The 13988-nt window shown below is 37.5% G+C and carries 16 protein-coding genes and 1 pseudogene; 3 read left to right on the forward strand and 14 right to left on the reverse strand.

Annotated features, from left to right (window positions below):
* Positions 1 to 63: 63 nt before the first annotated feature.
* The 4 genes from prpB to BK584_RS03205 all read right to left on the reverse strand — a co-directional run bounded on the left by prpB (position 64) and on the right by BK584_RS03205 (position 4124).
* Positions 64 to 972, reverse strand: a complete 909-nt coding sequence (prpB, locus tag BK584_RS03190; RefSeq protein ID WP_078391258.1) for a methylisocitrate lyase — start codon at positions 970 to 972, stop codon at positions 64 to 66.
* 17 nt (positions 973 to 989) lie between these two features.
* On the reverse strand, positions 990 to 2420 hold the full coding sequence (locus tag BK584_RS03195; RefSeq protein WP_437182766.1) for a bifunctional 2-methylcitrate dehydratase/aconitate hydratase: 1431 nt from the start codon (positions 2418 to 2420) through the stop codon (positions 990 to 992).
* A gap of 28 nt (positions 2421 to 2448) precedes the next feature.
* Complete coding sequence (gene mmgD, locus BK584_RS03200) at positions 2449 to 3567, reverse strand: citrate synthase (protein WP_078391260.1); 1119 nt, start codon at positions 3565 to 3567, stop codon at positions 2449 to 2451.
* 182 nt (positions 3568 to 3749) lie between these two features.
* Positions 3750 to 4124: a hypothetical protein gene (locus BK584_RS03205; protein ID WP_078391261.1), complete on the reverse strand. Its 375-nt coding sequence runs from the start codon at positions 4122 to 4124 to the stop codon at positions 3750 to 3752.
* Between the two features lie 130 nt (positions 4125 to 4254).
* On the opposite strand from BK584_RS03205, the gene BK584_RS03210 reads away from it, so the two are divergent.
* Positions 4255 to 5097, forward strand: a complete 843-nt coding sequence (locus BK584_RS03210; RefSeq protein ID WP_169871033.1) for a LysR family transcriptional regulator — start codon at positions 4255 to 4257, stop codon at positions 5095 to 5097.
* A gap of 134 nt (positions 5098 to 5231) precedes the next feature.
* Here BK584_RS03210 and BK584_RS03215 read toward each other — a convergent pair whose 3' ends face one another.
* Positions 5232 to 6149: a PhzF family phenazine biosynthesis protein gene (locus BK584_RS03215; protein WP_078391263.1), complete on the reverse strand. Its 918-nt coding sequence runs from the start codon at positions 6147 to 6149 to the stop codon at positions 5232 to 5234.
* A 1154-nt stretch (positions 6150 to 7303) separates the two neighbouring features.
* Between BK584_RS03215 and BK584_RS24075 the strand changes: the two genes are divergently transcribed.
* Positions 7304 to 7480, forward strand: coding sequence for a SoxR reducing system RseC family protein (locus tag BK584_RS24075; RefSeq protein ID WP_139365599.1), 177 nt, complete (start codon positions 7304 to 7306; stop codon positions 7478 to 7480).
* Between the two features lie 94 nt (positions 7481 to 7574).
* Here the strand turns inward: BK584_RS24075 and BK584_RS03225 are convergent, their stop codons facing one another.
* From BK584_RS03225 to ykzS, 7 genes and pseudogenes are all read right to left on the reverse strand, one after another.
* On the reverse strand, positions 7575 to 7856 hold the full coding sequence (locus BK584_RS03225; protein ID WP_078391265.1) for a hypothetical protein: 282 nt from the start codon (positions 7854 to 7856) through the stop codon (positions 7575 to 7577).
* A gap of 46 nt (positions 7857 to 7902) precedes the next feature.
* Positions 7903 to 8379: a hypothetical protein gene (locus BK584_RS03230; protein ID WP_078391266.1), complete on the reverse strand. Its 477-nt coding sequence runs from the start codon at positions 8377 to 8379 to the stop codon at positions 7903 to 7905.
* A gap of 53 nt (positions 8380 to 8432) precedes the next feature.
* Positions 8433 to 8606, reverse strand: coding sequence for a hypothetical protein (locus tag BK584_RS24455; RefSeq protein ID WP_169871035.1), 174 nt, complete (start codon positions 8604 to 8606; stop codon positions 8433 to 8435).
* A gap of 200 nt (positions 8607 to 8806) precedes the next feature.
* Positions 8807 to 9894, reverse strand: a protein-coding gene (locus tag BK584_RS03235) for an IS3 family transposase (protein ID WP_139365600.1) whose coding sequence is annotated in 2 segments (ribosomal slippage) — positions 8807 to 9687 and positions 9687 to 9894 — 1089 coding nt in all. Because the reading frame shifts where the segments join, the coding sequence is not laid out codon by codon here.
* The gene (locus BK584_RS03240; protein ID WP_078391267.1) at positions 9833 to 10576 is read right to left on the reverse strand and encodes a response regulator aspartate phosphatase; all 744 of its coding nucleotides are present in this window, start codon (positions 10574 to 10576) and stop codon (positions 9833 to 9835) included. The genes BK584_RS03235 and BK584_RS03240 overlap by 62 nt, the downstream gene beginning before the upstream one ends.
* 454 nt (positions 10577 to 11030) lie before the next feature.
* Positions 11031 to 11232, reverse strand: a pseudogene (locus BK584_RS03245) (alpha/beta-type small acid-soluble spore protein).
* A 68-nt stretch (positions 11233 to 11300) separates the two neighbouring features.
* On the reverse strand, positions 11301 to 11486 hold the full coding sequence (gene ykzS, locus BK584_RS25770; RefSeq protein WP_496196944.1) for a protein YkzS: 186 nt from the start codon (positions 11484 to 11486) through the stop codon (positions 11301 to 11303).
* A gap of 374 nt (positions 11487 to 11860) precedes the next feature.
* Between ykzS and BK584_RS24460 the strand changes: the two genes are divergently transcribed.
* On the forward strand, positions 11861 to 12031 hold the full coding sequence (locus BK584_RS24460; protein ID WP_169871036.1) for a hypothetical protein: 171 nt from the start codon (positions 11861 to 11863) through the stop codon (positions 12029 to 12031).
* A 119-nt stretch (positions 12032 to 12150) separates the two neighbouring features.
* On the opposite strand, the gene BK584_RS03250 is transcribed toward BK584_RS24460, so the two are convergent.
* Together BK584_RS03250 and lysA are read right to left on the reverse strand one after the other, a co-directional pair.
* Complete coding sequence (locus tag BK584_RS03250; protein WP_078391268.1) at positions 12151 to 12585, reverse strand: peptidylprolyl isomerase; 435 nt, start codon at positions 12583 to 12585, stop codon at positions 12151 to 12153.
* Between the two features lie 66 nt (positions 12586 to 12651).
* A complete protein-coding gene (gene lysA / locus BK584_RS03255) occupies positions 12652 to 13983 on the reverse strand; it encodes a diaminopimelate decarboxylase (protein WP_078391269.1) in 1332 nt (443 codons plus the stop codon).
* Between the last annotated feature and the right edge of the window lie 5 nt (positions 13984 to 13988).

A 13988-nucleotide genomic window follows, 5' to 3' on the forward strand; every position in this document is an offset into this window, starting at 1 on the left:
TGTGTTCCCTCCTTTACAGAAGGGCCTGCGCAAGATTGAATGCACAGGCCATTTTTTAAACACTTATTGATGCTTTGTTAGGACAGTCTTTGCTACAGATTGATCAAGCGCTTCAAATTCATCATACGAGATGGTTTGATACAACTCGCTTCTTTTTTGCATATTTTCCAAACTTGCTTTTTGCGTGCCGTTGTCCATAATGTCCGCAAAAACTCGTTCATATGCTTTTGCAGCAACTCGCAACGAAGTTACAGGGTAGATAACCATATCATAGCCCATTTGCTCAAACTCCAGCGCTTGATAATAAGGTGTTTTACCGAATTCAGTCATGTTAGCCAGCAACGGCGCATTTACAGCTTCTGAAAAGGCTTTAAATTCTGTCTCTCCTTGTAAAGCTTCTGGAAAAATTGCATCTGCCCCTGCTTCAACATACGCGTTTGCTCTTGCAATTGCTTCGTCCAGGCCCTCAACTCCTCGAGCATCAGTGCGTGCTATAACAAGTAAAGTTGGTGCAGCTTTTTTTATAGCCGCAATTTTTTGCACCATTTCCTCAGAAGTAACAAGTTTTTTTCCGTTTAAATGCCCACATTTTTTCGGCAGATCCTGATCTTCGATTTGAACAGCGGCTACTCTTGCTTCCACCATCTCAATAGCAGTTCTTGCAACATTCATAACACCGCCAAAACCTGTGTCGATATCAACCAGAAGGGGCAAATTCGTTGCTCGTATGATTTCTTTTGCTCGACCTGCTACTTCCTGTGAATTAACAATACCAAGATCAGGAAGTCCAAGACTTGCTGTATAAGCAGCACCTGATAAATACAAGCTCGTAAAACCAGCTTGTTGTGCCATTAATCCAGCCATCGCATCATGCGCACCTGGAATTTGGAGAATTCCTTTTTCTAACATCTGTTTGTGAAATGATTCAGCAAGTTTTTCCTGCGAAATCGGTTGATCCACAATCCAAGGCATATGGTTTCCCTCCCTTATTAAAGTGAAAATAAATCAGTGAACGTTGGTACAGACAGCTGTTCAAGTTTTTTATAATCACTTGTTACAGCAAGAATCTCTTGTCCTTGTTTTTTAGAGTAATGGCTCGCCACGTTGTCAGCGAATTTTTGTTGAATAGCTGGCACCGCTTCTTCTCTACGGAAGCGGTGACCAAGTGGATATTCAACATCAATTTTGTCCGTTGATGTACCATCTTTAAAAAAGACTTGAACCGCATTGGCGATTGAGCGCTTGTTCGGATCTAAATAATCCTTTGTATACTGCTCACTTTCAGTAACGACCATCAAATCCCGCAATTGATCAACTCGAAAATCGTTTGCTGCTTCATCTTCATAATCATCAGCTACGATATCACCTTTTAGTAATCCGATTGCTGTAATGTATTGTAAGCAGTGATCACGATCAGCAGGGTTATACAAAGGTCCTTTTTTATCAATGATACGTATTGCTGATTCATGAGTCGTAATTTCAATTCGATCAATCTCATCAATACGATTACATACGCTCTCGTGAAGTGCTACTGCACATTCAGCTGCTGTTTGAGCATGGAATTCAGCTGGAAAAGAAACTTTAAACAAGATATTTTCCATTACATAAGCATCTAACTCTCGAGCAAGTTTTACTTCCTGCTTATTAAACAAGACATCTTGGAAACCCCAACCTTGAGCAGACAACGCTGTTTTATAACCCATTTCACCTTTTAACGCTGTCATTGCTAAGAATACGCCCCTACTTGTTGCATCACCCGCAGCCCATGATTTTCTTGAGCCTGTATTTGGAGCATGACGGTACGTTCGTAATGCTGAATTGTCAATCCATGCATGAGATACAGCGTTTACAATCTCTTCTCTTGATCCACCTAACATCCCAGCTGTTACAGCCGTTGTTGCTACTTTTACAAGCAAAACATGGTCAAGTCCTACACGGTTAAAACTATTCTCTAGTGCTAATACACCTTGAATCTCATGCGCCTTAACCATCGCTACTAGTACATCCTTTACAGTAAGAGGGTCTTTTCCTTCTGCCATGTTGGTTCTACTTATATAGTCAGCAGTTGCCAAAATGCCTCCTAAGTTATCGGATGGATGACCCCATTCTGCCGCAAGCCAAGTATCATTGTAATCTAACCAACGAATCATTGTTCCAATGTTATAGGCACCACGAATTGGATCAAGTACGTAAGATGTACCGGGCACCTTCACACCATTTGGTACAATCGTTCCTGGTATGACTGGACCAAGCATTTTTGCGCATTCTGGATAACGCAACGCAAGAATTCCACATCCAAGTGTATCAATTAGTACATTGGCAGCCGTAGTCATCGCTTCTTCACTTGTAATTTCCTTATCCAAAACATAATCTGCAATTTCTTCTAGCAATCGATCTGTTTCTCTTGTGTCTGTTTTCATTTGCATGTGTAAAACCTCCATCTATTTATTACGATTTCAATGTGTGTCTTGGACCAGTATATTTCACACGTGGCCGGAAAAGCTTATTGTTCTCATGTTGTTCAATTACATGAGCACTTAGTCCAACTGTTCTCGAAGAAAAGAAAATTGGTGTATAAAGCCCAATTGGAATTCCAAGCATCCAGTATACCGGCGCTGCGTAGTAATCAAGATTCGGAAACAGCCCTTTTTCTTTTTGAATCAAAGCTTCTCCTGCCTCACACATCCGTAACAACCGATCATCGCCTGCTGCTTCAGATAATTCGGCAAGGGCTTCTTTCATAATCTGCGCACGCGGGTCCATTTTTTTCATGTATACGCGATGGCCAAATCCCATAATTTTTTCTTTTTGTTTTAACTTATTCGCTAAGAGCGTTTCAAATTCTTCGGGAGTGTTCGCGTCAAGCAGCATATACATAACTGCTTCATTCGCTCCACCATGAAGATGACCTTTCAGTGAAGCCACTGCTCCAGTTAGCGCTCCATACATATCGGATAGAGTTGAAGCGATTACTCTGGCTGTGAAAGTTGAATTTGGCATTTCATGTTCTGAATATAGAACAAGCGATTGGTCAAAAACGCGCTCTTCAAGAGGCGTAGGTTCTTTTCCAGTAATCATATAAAGAAAATTAGCGCTATACGATAGTGATTCTTTTGGACGAAGCACTTCTTTTCCTTCTAGAATTCGATAGCTATTTGATACAATCGTTGGCAATTTTGCGAGCAACTGATAGGCACGCTCTCGATTTGCTTCAGGACCGCGGTTAGCTAAGTCGTGGTCAAATCCACCTAAAACGGAAATGCCTGTTCTTAACGCATCCATTGGATGCGTAGAAGTTGGTAAGAGCTTAAACACATCAAGGATAACTTCCGGAATATCATAAGAATCACTTAACTCTTGAGCAAGACTTTTACGTTCATCTTCATTTGGCAATTGTCCTCTTAATAACAAATGGACAATATCCAAATATCCGTTTGTTTTCGACAATTCAATTAAATCATACCCATGAATGACGATTTCTCCTTGTTCTGTATCAAGGAAAGATAAATCTGTTTCTGCCGCAATAACACCATCAAGACCAGGATAGTAGCTTTGTTCGATCGCCATTAAATCCCTCCGTTGCTGATTTTATAAAACATGCATTCCAGATAAAGCGCTTTCAATATAAAGCGTATGTACACCTCCAAAAGATTTTATACTTCTCTTCTTGTTTAGATTACCATATTTCAAAAAGACTCGCCAATATTCATTTGGTTTTAACTTTTTTGAATAAGAATAAGGAGACAGATTTACTCTGTCTCCTCTTCTAAATCTTGCGGTATTTCTGTTAATTCAGTCCAATGTGTTTGCAAATGCCCTTCTTCAACATCAGTTGATTCAATTAACAGGATGCGTCTGCCTTTCATTTCTCCAACAAACGACTTCCCCACTTCATACAACCAGTTATAAATATCAACCGTGCCAATCCCAGTAGGTTCGGTTTCAAAAGCAATTCGCCTTATCCGTAACTCTAAACGTTCTTTTTTACCTAGATAAAAAAAGACCGCCGCATAGATCGATGTTTCAATTCCTTTAAAAGCTTCTAAAGTTCCTTCCTGCCAATTAGGTTCTGGTGCAATTTGATTAAGTTCTATCCTTTTTTCCTTTAAAGACAAGTTATCCATTTCCCATCACTCCTCTAATACTTCTTACTATACCCGATTAAATGAATGATACACATTTGCCAATTCCCTAACAATTCCTTAAACTAATAAAGACTATTAATGTATAGACAGTATAAAAAGGATGGATTACATGCGATTAGAAGAAGACGTGCTAATAGTGGCTTTATCCGACGCTGGAACAATTCGTGGCGCCTCGAGAAACCTATATATTTCACAGCCTGCTATAAGTCAACGTTTAAAACAAATTGAAGAACGATGGGGAGAACCTCTGTTTATCCGGACACATAAGTCATTAATTCCTACTCCCGCTGGAGAAGAAATTATTGCTTATTCTAAAAAGCGATTATATGATGAAAAACAATTGCAAGATCGATTAAGCGCGGTAACAGGAACTGTACGTGGTACATTGTCACTCGCCGTGTCGTCTGTTATTGCACAATACTATCTCCCACCTTTACTGCGTGAATATACACGCTTATATCCAGACGTAAAGATGGACTTAAGGACTGGACTAAGCTCAACGATGTATGATGAACGCCACCAGGTTCATTTAGCTATTCTTCGAGGAGATGTTGAAGACACAGATGCATTAAAAGAGTTATTTTCCGAAAAATTATTCTATGTATCAAGAAAAGATTCATTAAGTCCATCGTTATTTATTGAATTCCAGAGCGACTTTACCTTTCATTCAATTGTTAACGATTGGTTCTTAACTACAGAGCTTACAATCCCAAAACAGACTATAAAAGTGGATCAAATAGAAACATGCAAACAATTAATGCTACACGGAATAGGTTCTTGTGTTTTACCAGAACTTGCGACGAATGACCTCACAACTCAACACTGTCATCTGCAATCATTGCAAATAAGAGGACAAGACCTTCTGCGCAAAACATGGCTTCATTGTAGCCCGAAGCATGCGGATCTTCCACAAGTACGAGCTTTTCTTGATTTGCTAAAAAGCACTCCTTAACGTGCAGTTAAAACGCAGCGTTACAACATGTGAAGGCTCCATCAACTAAAAGAGCCTTCTAAAATAGTAAAAGTTGCATTGCATGATGGAGCTATGTCTAATGATTACTACATATGAAAAAATGCTTATCAACACTATAAATATTTCCGATCAAAAATGAATACTTCTTCACTTTCTATAAAGGCTTTTCCTTTTACTTGAGTTCGAGTAATAGCACCGTTTTCAATTAAAACTTCTGACACGATCATACTTGGCTTCTTCATTGCATACCCTTGCCTAATTTGATACGAATTCCAACCATCTGAAAACGGTCTAAATACTTGATGCTGTGTGAGGTACGCTCCTAAAGCACTAGCAGCCACACCAGTTGCTGGATCTTCATTATAACCGGCGCGATTAGGAAATTGCCTTGTTGAAACAATTAATCCGTCTTTGTCTATTGAGAATGGATAAAAACCAGTTGTTCCAAATTGATCGCATATATCCCATAACCGTTGATAGTTTGGAGTTAAGTTATTCAACACATCTGGATCTTTTAATGGAATAATTAACTTTGGTCTTGAAGTAGATACAGACTGAATCGGACCAACACTTAAATCAATAAACGTTGCTTCTATCCCTAAAGCGTGTGCCACTTCTTCTATATTTGGATTATTTTTAATAAATGCTGGCAGAAACTGTTCAACTGTAATTTGTATACTTTTATCTAATTCTTTTTTTCCGTGTACTCGAATCATACCGAGTGCAGTTTCTACATTAATAGTCGAATGAGATAAAAACTCTTTTTGAAGCAGAGTAGTCATACTTGCAATTGTTGCGTGAACGCACATTTCCATCTCGTGTTCAGGCACAAAATAACGCAGTTTAACGTCCGCGCCTACTTTTGAATGAAAAACAAAAGTGGTTTCCTCCATATAATGTTTTGCTACTTCGCACATTTCACTTTCACTTAAAGACTCTCCTTGAAAAATTACAGGACAAGGGTTCCCTCCCTCTGTATTTGCCGCAAAAACTCTTGTTCTGATTACCGGTAGAGCTACTTTAGTTAACATGATTTACACTCCTTATTTACTCTTTAACAGAAATATATCTGATTTCAAGTATTCAGTATTATGATTTTTGTTTTTTTAACATAATCATATCAGTACTGCGGGTCTATCCCTGTTCTATCTTCAGAAAAATACGCAAATAAATATGGATTTCGATTGTAAATAGTTACTTCATATTCGTTCCTTTATAACCGATAAAACGTTATGGAAGGAGGTGTCTTTATTGAAACGTATTTTTGTATTTATAAGAAAAATGTTCACCGGGCTTGATTCTGCATACTTATTTAAATCATATGTTTTCGCTGGCTTCATTCTCATACCTCCAGCTTCAGTATATCAGAGGGCAACCCTCTGGCATCCTAATAGACAAGTTCGGAGTATTGTGGAAATTTAACAGCGACGCAAGTAAATTTTTAAATGATCTAGTATAAAATACGTTAAATCTTAGTAACTAATCATTTTTATAAACGTTTTAAAAAGCTAAGTGAGGTACTCTTTCACTTAGCTTTTCATTGTAAAATTGTTTTAATTAACTAAAATAATAAGTACCAAAGGCGTAAAAGTCCTGGTACGATAAGTAAGGGTTAAGAGGACTCCAACCTCCACTGGTTTAACTTCACTAGGCCCTCAACCTAGCTCCTTAAATTAATATCAAAAGGAGAGCATCGCATTTACGGTGTATACTTAGGTTTATAAAGTAATTAAATATTTAGTATTGGAGACTTTTATGAGATTTTTAAAATATATTCTAACAGGCTTACTTATCTCACTAATCTTATCCACAGCTTTACCAATAATGTTCAGTAACATTATTCTGACATTCGTGTTTTATGCACCTGTAATCTTGGCAATTACACTTATAGTTTATGTTATGAATATAATTGATTTAAAAAAGAAGAATGCAAAAAAGCATTCTTCTTTACAGTAATCCGCCTTTAAATGTATTTCAGTTTGAATTAAATGGCTATGGAAAGAATTCGGAAAGAAAAAAGACTAACATTGTACTTATATCCAAAGAAAACGTTCGTCTCATTGATACTCGTTTGGTCATACTGCGAGTTAATACTGCATTTATGAATAATATACACTTGAAACCTTTCAACATTTTCCCCGTAAATACGATAGAATAGGATAATTACAGATTGGAGGAAAACAACATGAAGTATAGCGTTTATTTAGTTCCCATCTTCACTATTGTATTTTTAATAATTGGTTTCTCATCGTTTGATTCCACTACTGGTGCAATAGCCTTTGGAGTTGCCGGGGCAATCATAGGTTTTGCTATATCAAAAATTATATTTAATGATAAAGAGAAAAAAATAGGACATGATTAAAGCTACATTGATTTTGAAGCGTCGCTAATTGCGAGCGCTTTTTTATTTCCCATTTAACTACCGCTCAGTTTATGGATACTGTTCATTATAAAATTCAGTTTTTATCCAAATATTCTTTTATAGCTGCTCTACCTTTGAGCTTAAATAGGCTATGGTCATAGATAACTACTTTAGCGATAAGCTCCTTATAGCCATAATTTAAATCATGCTTCTCGCTATAATAAATAGCTTCTTCTTCTTTAAAATCATAATTAGCTCTTTGTTTCAATATCACTAAATCATTTCCAACTTCAACTGCGCCGATGATAACTACTTCCAATAGTCTTTTGCTAATAATTGACATTCTTAATTCATTTTTTAATGTTTTTTTATCCATATAAAAATAACTCCTTTATAAAATTAACATTTTACCCTTTAAATCTTCACCTAAAATTAACAGCTCCATTTTCAGATGCTATTTCAAATGCGTCCTTCCAATCGAGATATTTTGATAGCCAATACTCACCACCAACAAATGTCTCTGAATACTTAATGGCAGCATTAAGATTTTTATCGAAGTCTTTAGCAAGCTTATCCGACACTACAGGCCCAATGACTCCTTCGTTATCAGCGAAAACAATTAACTCATGAAAATCATTACCGTTAGCAAATTCACTTAATTGTTCTCGCCATGCTCCGTATCCGCTATAACTTCCTGCCCTAAAAGAAAACTCTTCCTCAAAAGTGTAAACGGCATTATAATCTACCCCTTCCCCACGACCAGGAAAGTGTTTTTCTGACCATTCCATACTTGCCCCCGGTTGCCATTCTCTATCCCAATTTACTAAATCCCCAGCTTCATCACGTTCTGGATTCTGTACCAGATTTAAATTTTTGTAAGCCGAAATATCTAAACCCATTTTTTGTCCCCTTTGTAATTTATATTTTATTAACACCTTTAAGTAGCTTTTGGTTATTCGTCTAAGAATGCTTTCAAGTCCTTTTTAAGTAGGTGTATATAAGAGTTTTCTGGGTTCCAGCCTACACCGCGTAATTCTCCTTCTAGTGATTCTAAATTTTCTAAGAAAACTTCTGCCTCTGCCTTTTGTCCAGCTAAGAAACCTTTTTCAAATTGTGTTTTTGCCATAGTTCACACTCCTAATTAGTTAATCTACGTGAGTAGTTCACCCTCTGTAATAATGTTTTATCCTTTGTTTTAAATAATCTTTAAAACTATCATCGAAGATAAAGCTACCTTTGGAACGATAGTACACCATATTAAACCAACCATAAGCTTTCCCACATTCACATTCTGGAAATCTAACTGGTTGAACCGTCAACACTTTTCTAGACACTTTTTTTGTGGGCGGTCTGTTTGAATTCAATCGGGCTTTGATACTGTAAGGTTCCGTGTATGCGAAAATGGTTATACCAATGAAGATAGTCAGCTAGTTCACGTTCTAAGTCCGTGGTTGTGTCGAACGTATAGCGCTTTAGGAACTCGACTTTCACGATATGAAACATCGATTCAGCTACCGCATTATCGTAGGGACATCCTTTTAGACTTAACGAACGTTCAATCCCAAACGCCAGAAGCGATTCGTCAATGGCTCGGCTTGTAAATTCACTCCCTCGATCGGTGTGGAAAAGCGTGATTTTTCGTAAATCTCCAGTGACAGAAGCGAAGGCTTTTTTAACAAGTTCACTCGTTTTATTTGGTCCGTGACTCCATCCGATCACTTCTCGATTATACAGATCAAGCAGTAAACACACATAGTGCCACCGCCTGTTTACGCGTGTATATGTGAGATCACTTACGATACTATGTCGTTCTTCTTCTTGTGCAAACGAGCGATTTAACTTGTTGGCAATGACCGCCTCGTTACTCGGTGTTCTTTTGGGTTTGTATTTCGCAACGGTATAAACGGAAACCAACCCTTGGCTAGCCATGATTCGGCCAATCCGTCGTCTCGAGACATGGTACCCTTCTCGAAGAAGCAATGCTTTCAATTTACGCGTTCCATAAGTCCCTCGATTTTCTAAAAAAAGCCGACGAACGAGTGATGTCAGCGCATCCTCTTTGGGTTTACGTTGAGTATGTTTAATCGCATAATAGTACGTACTTCGAGAGAGGTTTAGGACGGCACACATTGCTGATACCGAGTATTTGTGAGCGTTATTCCGAATCACATTTACTTTCGTCCCATGATCAGCGCGGCTTGCTTTAAAATATCATTTTCCATTTTGGCGTGAGCCAATTCTTTACGTAATCGCTGGAGTTCTTCCTCTTGTTCAGAACGGTTATCTTTTTCCTTAAATGATCCAGATGTCGTTGCCTGTTTGATCCATTTGTCTAAAGAGGACGGGGTTAGATCATACTCTCGAGCAATCGCAGCTCGCGATTTCCCACTCTGATGTAACTGAACTATAATAATCTACAGCCGTTACATAATCAGATTGCGCAAACTTACTTAGACCTAAAGCTCTTAGTGCGAGTCCAGAAATAAGTGGATAGGTACTTTCATCTACAACTTCCTTCAGATATATTTCTGCATTGGAAAATTGGCGTAATTCAGAGTAAATGGCTCCCAATACTTGCTTACAGTTCAATACTTTCTTATCATAATTCAAGCGATTAAAAATGGTTTCAGCTTGCTCTAGATAAGACATTGAGAACAAATATTGGTTGATACGATAAAAAGCAAAACCGGTGTACATAAAAAACTCTGCCTCTTCCACATCATCTTTAACATATTCAAGTAACCGCTCTGCCTTTCTGAACATTTTTACAGCACTTCTATATCTCTCTTTATTAAACTCATTTTGTCCGCTTACACAGTAATAAAGAAACTTTAAGTAATGATCTGATCCAGACTCAATGAATTGAGATGGCGCAACAAGAGTAGAGTTTCGATTATTTCCATGAAACATATTTTCATGTCGATATTCAACTAGTGAGTAGTATGCTAATATTTTATCGCTTTTTTCCATATTGTTAATCATTTGCTTTACTTCATCTTTAATAATGGTAGCTTCTTCGTATGAGCTTGCCATAATACAACTGTACCATTCAACAATTTTAGCGCCGACTTCCTCTGACGATAGTGTACTGTTCATACCTTCACCTCTATAGTAATAGTAAGATTATTAAATTAATCATACTACATTATGTTAAATATTGGAATTGAATCAATATATTTCCCAACCTCATTTCTAAAAATAATGTTAACCCCATTATTATTAAATAATCTGAAGGAGATCATCGAAAAGTGTAGAACTTTTAAGTATTCTAAAATAATTGGAGATTAAATGATGAATATTTTCGAAGATGTAGGGAGTAAAATTAAAGAGTTACGAAAAAGTCATGGTTTAACATTGGCCGTATTGGCTAAAACCTTGGAATATCAGTGCCTTTTTGTTCCAACTGGAAAAAGCTACTAGACGTATATCAATTGAAACTTTATTCGACATAGCACAATTTTTCGATGTTGATATGAATTACTTCTTTACTGATCAAAAAACAAAAATGCCAGCACCTAATTCAGCACTGACACCTAAGTAAATCTATTAATTAATACGTTTTGCCGTCCATTTGTTGTTCAGCCATTTGACAAGACGCTTTGTGATTTTACCACCAACAGACTCGTTTCCACGAGAAGTAGTTTCTCCACCAAGAGTAACTCCAAATTCAGAAGTAATTTCATACTTCATTTGATCAAGTGCTTGTGAGCACCTGCTACAACCAAGTTTTTTGAGCTCTTTTGATTAGCCATATGTATCACCTCTCTTACTTTGGTGATGTTAGTATATCAAAAGTTATATACAGACTTAGAAAAATATATTAAGCCGTCCAACCTGGCTCATAAGTATACGATAGCTCCATGATGCTTCGCTGCACCTCTGAAATTTTTTCTTGAACCAGGAAAACTGGACGAAAGATTGGAAAAACAGGTTTCTCTACTCTGTATTCTTTTATTTCACCGTTACGTAATTGATCCAATACTTCTTGCGCTAATTCTTCTGTTATTCTATCCCCTCCAACATGATTATAACCTAAAGAGAGAGAGTAACTTGAGTTGTAATTATATTTAAATATTCTTCATTTCCATATGCTAAAAAGCTTCTTAATAATGCTGAAAACAAATCCTATTGTATACAAAACAACGCTTATAACAATTCCTATTACTACTAAGTAAACAAATATAGAAAACATGGATACACCTTTTCACCTTACATTGCCACAAAATTTACTTTTTTATGCAGTTGGTGAGTGAGCACACTGCTTTCTTCAACAGCATATGTACTTTGTATACACTGTGCTGATCCTATCATTTTGTACTCTCGTATGAGACAATTGTATTATGGCGTACCTAAGCTAAATCAAATTTAGGAGAGTGCACCATGTACAAAGTAGTTCGCTACGTTGACGGGTCAGCAGAAACCCTAAAGGATTCGAACAACCATTTCGATGTCACCTTTTCAGACATTAATTCTGCTGAACTAGAAACCAAGAAACTAAATATGGATTTGATTCTTATGAACGATGACGTATGGGGAATTGAAACGATATAAGTAGGTAGTTGCCTGCTTATTTTTTTATCCAAGGCAGAAGAGCTTCGGACAATTATTATTATAAAATAAAAAAAGTATGCATAGCTTATGGCTGTGCATACTTTTAAAGTTAATATAGATTACTCTTCCCAAACCTTTACTTCTTGCATCACATCACCTTGCTTAATGCGATAAATGCTGTCTAGGCCTTCAACAACTTGACCAAATACTGTGTGAACCCCGTCCAAATGTGGTTGTGGCTCATGGACGATAAAGAACTGGCTACCACCTGTATCTTTTCCAGCGTGTGCCATTGAAAGCGTACCAGCTACATGTTTATGTGGATTTCCTTCTGTTTCACATTTGATTGTGTAACCAGGACCGCCAGTGCCATTTCCACTTGGACAGCCGCCTTGTGCAACAAAGCCTGGAATAACGCGATGAAATGTTAATCCGTTATAAAAACCTTTGTTTGCAAGTGTTTCAAAATTTTCTACATGGCCCGGAGCCGCGTCATCGTAAAATTCAATAACCAATTTTTCGCCGTTTTCGAATTCAATGCTTCCTTTTTTCATGAAGTTTGCCCTCACTCTCACTAATTATCACGCCTACGCGCTTGTTCTATTGTACACAAAATGGGTTTAATTCTCAAATGAGACTACTTCCTGCATCTTATAAGGCTGGTCAAGGTTTATTAAGTCTTGATACGTTTCTCTTTTTATAATTAATTGTGAAGAACCGTCTTCAACAAACACCACAGCAGGTCGTGGAATACGGTTGTAATTATTTGCCATTGAATAGCCATAAGCCCCTGTACAGAACATTGCTAATAGGTCTCCTGGCTTCACCTGTGGCAAGGGCAAATCCCATATAAGCATATCTCCACTTTCACAACATTTTCCTGCAATAGCAAACTGATCTTCTATAGGATCCGTTGCTCGATTTGCAAGCGCCCCTTCATATTTCGCATCATAAAGTGCTGGACGTATATTATCACTCATTCCTCCATCTACAGATAGATAGCGGCGGACATTTGGAATATCTTTTGTTGAACCAATACTATAAAGTGTTGTGCCCGCATCTCCAACAAGAGAACGACCTGGTTCTATCCAGATTTCTGGCATTTCCCATCCTAGCGCTTGAACATGTTTTTTCGTTTCTTTTATAATCTCTTTCACATACACATTCGGAGCAAGTGGCGTATCTCCTTCAATATAGCGAATGCCGAAACCTCCACCAAAATTAAGTACTTCTGGCACAAACCCAAGTGTTTCTCGCCATGGTTTAAGCTGATCAAACACTTTTTCGATTGCTAACACAAATCCGTCTGTTTCAAAAATTTGTGACCCAATATGACTATGAACGCCTAATAACTTTAATTGCTTGCTATCTAATGCAATACGCACCGCTTCAGTTGCTTGTCCACTTGCCAAATCAAACCCAAATTTTGAATCTTCCTGGCCAGTAGAGATAAATTCATGTGTATGAGCTTCTACTCCTGGAGTAAGACGCAACAGTATCTGTACTACTGTTCCGTGTTTACTGGCTATTTGTTGGAGAAGTTCCAACTCATAAAAATTATCTGCCACAATACACCCAATTTTTGCATCGATCGCCATCGTTAATTCTTCTATACTTTTGTTATTGCCGTGGAAGTGAATTTTTTCTGGCTCAACCCCTGCCTTTAAGGCCGTATATAGTTCACCACCGGAAACAACATCAATGCTTAAATCAAGTGACTTTGCTAGTTGATACATTGCGATACAGCTAAAGGCTTTACTCGCGTAAGCCACTTGAAAAGCAACATGTTCTTCTTCAAATGCAGATTTAAACGCTTTTGCACGTTCTTTAATGAGTGCCGTATCATAAACAAATAATGGTGTACCGTATTGATGTGCTAGTTTTACCGTATCAACACCGCCTATCTCTATATGTCCAGCAGCATTAATCTTCATTGTTCCATGTTCATACACGTATC

The organism is Shouchella patagoniensis (assembly GCF_002019705.1).
Lineage (GTDB): Bacteria > Bacillota > Bacilli > Bacillales > Bacillaceae_D > Shouchella > Shouchella patagoniensis.

Bases quoted from the DNA above. Each gene is read 5' to 3' on its own strand.
- prpB (WP_078391258.1), bottom strand. From the start codon at position 972: ATGCCTTGGATTGTGGATCAACCGATTTCGCAGGAAAAACTTGCTGAA.
- BK584_RS03195 (WP_437182766.1), bottom strand. From the start codon at position 2,420: ATGAAAACAGACACAAGAGAAACAGATCGATTGCTAGAAGAAATTGCA.
- mmgD (WP_078391260.1), bottom strand. From the start codon at position 3,567: ATGGCGATCGAACAAAGCTACTATCCTGGTCTTGATGGTGTTATTGCG.
- BK584_RS03205 (WP_078391261.1), bottom strand. From the start codon at position 4,124: ATGGATAACTTGTCTTTAAAGGAAAAAAGGATAGAACTTAATCAAATT.
- BK584_RS03210 (WP_169871033.1), top strand. From the start codon at position 4,255: ATGCGATTAGAAGAAGACGTGCTAATAGTGGCTTTATCCGACGCTGGA.
- BK584_RS03215 (WP_078391263.1), bottom strand. From the start codon at position 6,149: ATGTTAACTAAAGTAGCTCTACCGGTAATCAGAACAAGAGTTTTTGCG.
- BK584_RS24075 (WP_139365599.1), top strand. From the start codon at position 7,304: ATGAAGTATAGCGTTTATTTAGTTCCCATCTTCACTATTGTATTTTTA.
- BK584_RS03225 (WP_078391265.1), bottom strand. From the start codon at position 7,856: ATGGATAAAAAAACATTAAAAAATGAATTAAGAATGTCAATTATTAGC.
- BK584_RS03230 (WP_078391266.1), bottom strand. From the start codon at position 8,379: ATGGGTTTAGATATTTCGGCTTACAAAAATTTAAATCTGGTACAGAAT.
- BK584_RS24455 (WP_169871035.1), bottom strand. From the start codon at position 8,606: ATGGCAAAAACACAATTTGAAAAAGGTTTCTTAGCTGGACAAAAGGCA.
- BK584_RS03240 (WP_078391267.1), bottom strand. From the start codon at position 10,576: ATGAACAGTACACTATCGTCAGAGGAAGTCGGCGCTAAAATTGTTGAA.
- BK584_RS24460 (WP_169871036.1), top strand. From the start codon at position 11,861: ATGTACAAAGTAGTTCGCTACGTTGACGGGTCAGCAGAAACCCTAAAG.
- BK584_RS03250 (WP_078391268.1), bottom strand. From the start codon at position 12,585: ATGAAAAAAGGAAGCATTGAATTCGAAAACGGCGAAAAATTGGTTATT.